General features: G+C 68.5%; 8 protein-coding genes. 3 read left to right on the top strand and 5 right to left on the bottom strand.

The window, feature by feature from the left end; all coding sequences use genetic code 11:
• Positions 1-54: 54 nt before the first annotated feature.
• Positions 55-300 carry a hypothetical protein gene (locus AC2SGK_RS06945; protein WP_488322853.1) on the bottom strand — a complete coding sequence of 82 codons (246 nt, stop codon included), beginning with the start codon at positions 298-300 and terminating at the stop codon, positions 55-57.
• A gap of 62 nt (positions 301-362) precedes the next feature.
• On the opposite strand from AC2SGK_RS06945, the gene AC2SGK_RS06940 reads away from it, so the two are divergent.
• Both AC2SGK_RS06940 and AC2SGK_RS06935 read left to right on the top strand, forming a co-directional pair.
• Positions 363-557, top strand: coding sequence for a heavy-metal-associated domain-containing protein (locus AC2SGK_RS06940; protein WP_488322852.1), 195 nt, complete (start codon positions 363-365; stop codon positions 555-557).
• 131 nt (positions 558-688) lie between these two features.
• Positions 689-991 (top strand): hypothetical protein, encoded by a 303-nt coding sequence (locus tag AC2SGK_RS06935; RefSeq protein ID WP_411836853.1) that lies wholly within the window; start codon positions 689-691, stop codon positions 989-991.
• On the opposite strand, the gene parA is transcribed toward AC2SGK_RS06935, so the two are convergent.
• Together parA and AC2SGK_RS06925 are read right to left on the bottom strand one after the other, a co-directional pair.
• The gene (gene parA / locus AC2SGK_RS06930) at positions 988-1,617 is read right to left on the bottom strand and encodes a ParA family partition ATPase (protein WP_488322851.1); all 630 of its coding nucleotides are present in this window, start codon (positions 1,615-1,617) and stop codon (positions 988-990) included. The two genes, AC2SGK_RS06935 and parA, sit on opposite strands and share 4 nt — an antisense overlap.
• A gap of 80 nt (positions 1,618-1,697) precedes the next feature.
• A complete protein-coding gene (locus tag AC2SGK_RS06925) occupies positions 1,698-2,018 on the bottom strand; it encodes an antibiotic biosynthesis monooxygenase family protein (protein WP_411836855.1) in 321 nt (106 codons plus the stop codon).
• Between the two features lie 124 nt (positions 2,019-2,142).
• Here AC2SGK_RS06925 and AC2SGK_RS06920 point away from each other — a divergent pair, with 124 nt between their 5' ends.
• Complete coding sequence (locus AC2SGK_RS06920; RefSeq protein ID WP_488322850.1) at positions 2,143-3,192, top strand: dipeptidase; 1,050 nt, start codon at positions 2,143-2,145, stop codon at positions 3,190-3,192.
• Positions 3,193-3,214: 22 nt separating this feature from the next.
• Here AC2SGK_RS06920 and AC2SGK_RS06915 read toward each other — a convergent pair whose 3' ends face one another.
• A complete protein-coding gene (locus AC2SGK_RS06915; protein ID WP_488322849.1) occupies positions 3,215-4,534 on the bottom strand; it encodes a helix-turn-helix domain-containing protein in 1,320 nt (439 codons plus the stop codon).
• 108 nt (positions 4,535-4,642) lie between these two features.
• Positions 4,643-5,872 carry a 5-aminolevulinate synthase gene (gene hemA / locus AC2SGK_RS06910; protein ID WP_488322848.1) on the bottom strand — a complete coding sequence of 410 codons (1,230 nt, stop codon included), beginning with the start codon at positions 5,870-5,872 and terminating at the stop codon, positions 4,643-4,645.
• Positions 5,873-6,000: the final 128 nt, after the last annotated feature.

The following is a 6,000-nucleotide window of genomic DNA, read 5'->3' as shown; positions in this document are numbered from 1 at the left end:
TGCGGTAGCGGGCGGGCTTGGGCTTGCTCATGCTGCCCATCTAACCGCATGGATTCACCAAGTGAATCCTTCACGGGGAGAGTTCTGCAACAACGCCATGGAGAGCATGAACCCCTTGATGCCATAGCCATAGCGGGCCAGGTTCGCGCTCTCGGTGTCGTAAAGGCGCCCGGCGATGGCCTCGCGGTCCCCGTGATCGGCCAGAAGGGCACAGAATTCGGCCTCGGTCACCCGGAAGAAGGTCTCGTTCTCCCACAGCGTGTCGTCGGCATCCAACCCGATGGCGTCGAAGGCGGTCATGGCATCCCCTTGCGGGCGCACCCGCCCTGCGTCACGATCGGCGCATCCAACAGGAGCGTCCGATGATCTTCTTTGTCCCCGACATGAGCTGCAACCACTGCAAGGCCGCGATCGAGGAGGCCGTGACCGCCGCCGGCGGCCGGGCCACCGTCGATCTGCCCCAAAAGCGCGTCACCGTCGAGGGGCTGGACCCGGCACGCGCCGAATCCGCCCTCGTGCAGGCCGGATTCTCGCCCCGGCCGATTCCCGCCGCCTGATCGGTCCGCCGGGCCTCGTCGCGATTGAGCGCGGGCCTGCTTGCTGCTAGGATCGCCAGATGGCGCGGCGCCCCCAAGAACCGGCCCAACCGGCAGGCCCGCGACCCGAGGCATTCCGAGGAGACAGTCCCATGCTGAACCGTTTCGTCATCGCGGCCGCCGCGATCGTCATGACCACGCCCCTGGCGATGGCCGGACCCATTGACAGCGCCTGCGTCCGCTCCGACCGCGCGCGCGGCAATGCGCCGCTCTGCGGCTGCATCCAGCAGGTCGCGAACCAGACCCTGTCGCGTTCGGACCAGCGTCGCGCTGCGGACTTCTTCCGCGACCCGCACCGCGCGCAGGAGGTCCGCACCTCCAAGCGCGACGCCGACAACGCCTTCTGGGCGCGCTATCGCAACTTCGCCGCGCAGGCCGAGCGCTACTGCCGCTAGATCAGCGCCAGGATCTCGTCGGTCAGGGCCGCCATCTCGGCATGCGACGGCCCTTTCGGACGCTCCTGAACGCCGAGGCCCAGGCCCAGACTCTCGGCATAGGCGACGCGGTTGGCGATCTGGGTCGCAGCCACGGCCGCGCCCAGTTCCTCGGCCTTGGCCGCGACCTCGACCGACAGGCGCGTGCCGGGCCGGGTTCGGTTCAGCACCATCAGCAGCGGCGCCTTCTCGCGCCGCGCCAGGTCCAGCACGCCCTCCGTCGCCCACAGGTCCACATGGCTGGTCGCGACCGGCACCACGACCAGATCGGCCACCCGCAGCGCGGGACGCAGGTCGCTGTCGATCTTGGGCGGCGTGTCGATGATCACGAAATCAAAGCGGCGCTTCAGCTTCTCCGATTCGTAGCTGGCCCCCCAAGCCGAGGAGGTCGAGAAATCCATCGCCTCGTCCTCGCCCTGCGCGGCCATGCGTTCCATGAACCATCGGCCCATGCTGCCCTGCGGATCGGTGTCGACCAGCGCCACGGAATGCCCGCGGCCATGCAGGCTGACCGCCAGATTGACCGCCAGGGTGGTCTTGCCGGATCCGCCCTTCTGCTGGGCCACGGTGATGATGCGCCCGGTCATGCCGTCCTCCGTCCGTTTGCGCCAGCCTAAGCAGGGGCGCGGGCGAATGCACGGGGTTTCTGCGCGTGCAGCATGCGCCCTCAGGGATGGACGGACTGCACCTCGTACATCACCGGCTCGAAGCTGCGGCACATGGCGTGGATCTCGCGGTTGCGGCGCCGCATCTCGGGGTCGCGCAGCATCGCCTGATAGTCGCGCCGGTCGCGCCACTGGGAATAGGTGGCAATGCGGGTCTGCGCGTCGTTCAGATGGATCGCCCCGCCCAAGCAGCCCGGCTGGCGGCTGATGACCTCGGACCAGGCCGCGGTCAGCATCTCCAGCACGTCATGCGCCGTGCCCGGCGTCAGTTCGAAGGTGGTGATGACGGTCTGGCCATCGAAATCGGGGGTGATGCGGGGCATGGGCTGGCCTTTCGCTGGCGATGCTGTGCCGGGTCAGCCTAACCCCGCGACGCAGCTTGCGCCAAGCGGGATTGCGGCGGGCTGCACGATGTGCATCCTGCCCCTGAACAGCAAAGGACGCGCCATGATCCCGGTCTTCGACGGTCACAACGATTTCCTGCAACGCGTGGTCGCGGCGGGCCCGGCCGGGCCGGAGCTGTGGCTGCATGGCGACGGGCGCGGGCATCTGGACCTGCCGCGGATGCGGGCAGGGGGGATGATCGGCGGGTTCTTCGCGATCTGGGTGCCCTCGCCCGAAGGTCCGAACGACCACGCGGCCGTCGCCGCGATGGAGAACCCGCCCTTCGACCTGCCCCTGCCCGACCCCATCGCGCCGGACGCGGCCCTGCCCCATGCCTTCGCCCAGGCCGCCGCGTTGCTGACGCTGGAGCGGACGGGCAAGCTGGCCATCGCGCGCGACGCGACCGTGCTGCACGCCGCGCGCGCGGGCGGCCCGATCGCCGCGATCATGCACATGGAGGGGGCGGAGGCGATCCGCGACAGCGACGCGCTGCATGCCTGGCACGCGATGGGGCTGCGCTCGCTCGGACCGGTCTGGTCGCGGCCCACCCATCACGGCGAGGGGGTGCCCTTCGCCTATCCCTCGGGTCCCGATCTTGGCGGACCGCTGACCGATGCGGGGCGGGCACTGGTGCGCGATTGCGATGCCTTGCGCATCATGCTGGACCTGTCGCACCTGAACCAGGCCGGCTTCGACGATGTCGCCCGCCTGTCCGCGGCGCCGCTTGTCGCCAGCCACAGCGCGGTCCATGCGCTCTGCCCCAGCAGCCGCAACCTGACCGACCGCCAGCTGCGCCAGATCGCCGACAGCGGCGGGCTGGTCGGGATGAACTTCGCCTCCAGCTTCCTGCGGGAGGACGGGCGGCGGCTGCCGCTGGAGGATCTGGGCGTGATGATCCGACATCTGGATCACCTGCTAGAGATCCTGGGAGAGGACGGCGTCGCCTTCGGGTCGGATTTCGACGGCGCGCTGATGCCGCGCGACCTGCCCGACGCGGCCGCCCTGCCCCGGCTGATCCAGGCCATGCGCGACGCAGGTTACGGCGAGGCGCTGATCACGCGCATCGCCTGCGACAACTGGATCGGTCTTCTGGAGCGGGTCTGGACCCGCTGACCCCGCCTCGCGGCGGGACCGGTCACTCCGCGACCGGTTCCGCCGCAGCACCATCCGTCGTGGGCAGCTGCGCCATGGCGATGATCTGCGCCAGCTCCGGGTCGGCCTGCGGATCGGCCAGCGCAAAGCGGTCGGTCAGGCTGGCGGGCGCCAGCTCGATCCCGCTGACCACCTGCGCGCCGGGCGCCGCCGGTCCATAGGTCTGGCCGTTCACCGCGAAATAGACCGCGCCGGAATTGCCGGTCCGCAGAACCGGCGGCTGTTCCAGCGGCGGCAGGGTGAAGCGTTCGCCCGCATCCATGATCTTTTCCAGCAGCACCGTACCGTCGGCCGATGTCACGCGCACCCAGGCCGGGCGCACCGACAGCAGCTCCAGCGCGGGGGCGTCCGGGGCCAGCGTGCGGACCGGACCCTCGGCGGGTTGGGTCGCGCCTGCGACCTGCATCGGCCCGACCGCGCCCGGAAGGCCGGTCGGCACCTGCGTGACGCCCGCCTGCTGGGCCAGCGGGTTCTGCGGCATCGGGACCTGGGTCACCTGGCCGGCCTGGGCGATGACCTCGTCCACGGTGGCGCTGCTGTCCATGAGGCCCGGATCGATGGCCGCAATGGGACCGTCGCGCGCGGTCAGGACCGGCGCCTCGAGGATCTGCGGGCGATAGAGGCGGTCCAGCGCCTCGGGCTGCGGCAGGGTGCGGGCCAGGTCGATGTCCTCGGCCCCCTGGATGCCCGGTTCGGCCAGCCTGGCGCCCTGGGTCGGATCAAGCTCGGCCACCACGGTCGGGACGTCGTCGCCCGGCGTCAGGGTGACGCGCTGGACCTCCTGCAGGACGGCCCACCCGCCATAGCCCAAGCCGCCGATCAGGGCCATCAGCACCACGATCGCGCCGATCGCGCGCGGCTCGATCTCGGACCAGAAGCTGCGCTCCTGCGGGATGAACAGCGCGCGGGGATTGGCTAGCGCCTCGGCCGGGTCGGAGGGACGGCGCGCAGGCTTGGGTCCGGCGGCAGAAGGGGCCATGCCATGCGTCGGCTGGAACCCGGATTCCTGGCAGAACCGGCGGAACACCCAATCCGGGTCCATGCCCAGATAGCGCGCATAGGAACGGACATAGCCGGAGATGAAGCTGGGCGTGTCGAAGGCGGTGATGTCGCAATTCTCGATGGCCGCGACATAGGACGCACGGATGCGCAGCTCCCGCTGGACGTCCAGCAGGGACTTGCCCAAGGTGGCCCGTTCACCGCGCATCAGGTCGCCCAAGCGCGTGTCGTCGTCGATAAACTGACCGCTATCGCCGACCTGCGCGAATTCTTCTGCCGGGTCATGTGCCCGCAGCCTGCTCATTGCCAATGCCCCATTGCCTGCTCTCGATCGCCTCCGAATCGGAGGTTGCGATGTCTTCTTTATCCGCAGGTTATCACGCAGGCGAGAGCAGTTCACCCGTGGATTGCATCATGCGCTCAATTCGGCGCGATTCAGCGCGCAATGCGACCACAGCGCGTCCATCGCCCGCACCAGATGGTCGATCTGCTTCGGATCGTGCACCGGAGAGGGGGTGAAGCGCAGCCGTTCCGTGCCGCGCGGCACGGTGGGGAAATTGATCGGCTGGACGTAGATTCCGTAATCGCGCAGCAGCATGTCCGACAGCGCCTTGCAGTGGACCGGATGGCCCACATGGACCGGCACGATGTGGCTGCCATGGTCGATGATCGGCATGCCCAACGATTTCAGCCGCATTTTCAGGATGCGCGCGTGCAATTGCTGCGCGTCGCGCAGCTGCTGCCCTTCCGGTGTCTTCAAGAAGGCGATGGAGGCCGCCGCCCCCGCCGCGACCGCAGGCGGCAGCGAGGTGGTGAAGATGAAGCCCGGCGCATAGGAGCGGATCGCGTCGCACATCTTGGCGCCGGCCGCGATATAGCCGCCGAAGACCCCGAAGGCCTTGCCCAGGGTGCCGTTGATGATGTCGATGCGCCCCGACAGGCCGTCGCGTTCGGCCACGCCGCCGCCGCGGGGGCCGTACATGCCGACGGCATGGACCTCGTCCAGATAGGTCAGCGCGCCGAATTCGTCGGCCAGGTCGCAGAACCCCTCGATGGGACCGAAATCGCCGTCCATCGAATAGATCGATTCGAAGGCAATCAGCTTGGGCGCATCCGGGTCGTCCGCCGCCATCAGCTGGCGCAGATGGGCCAGGTCGTTGTGACGGAAGATGCGCTTGGCGCCGCCGTTGCGCTTGATCCCCTCGATCATGGAGGCGTGGTTCAACTCGTCCGAATAGATGATCAGGCCGGGGAACAGCTTGGGCAGGGTCGAGAGCGTCGCGTCATTCGCGATGTAGGCGCTGGAGAAGACCAGCGCGGCCTCCTTGTCGTGCAGATCGGCCAGCTCGGCCTCCAGCCGCTTGTGATAGACCGTCGTGCCGCTGATGTTACGCGTGCCGCCCGAACCCGCACCGGTGGCGTCCAGCGCCTCATGCATGGCCGACAGGACGACGGGATGCTGACCCATGCCCAGATAGTCGTTGCCACACCAGACGGTGATCTCCTGCCGCTGACCGTCCGGACGGTTCCACACGGCCTGGGGAAAGCGGCCCTTCGCACGTTCGATGTCGATGAAGGTCCGATAGCGGCCTTCCTCGTGCAGACGGGCGATGGCCTTGTCCAGGGCGGCGTCGTACTTCATTGCGGGCGATCCCTTGCATAGCTGGCTGGGTGCGATCATTGTCCGACCGCGCGCTGTCTGCCTTGATAGAGGTCAGATCGCGAAAAAAACAGGCCGAAAACGTCGCGATTCGACGAAAGGCGCAGGCG

The sequence above is a fragment of the Paracoccus sp. NIOT.M2S5SZ12 genome (assembly GCF_057748165.1).
This window is presented reverse-complemented; position numbering and strand designations above follow the sequence as displayed.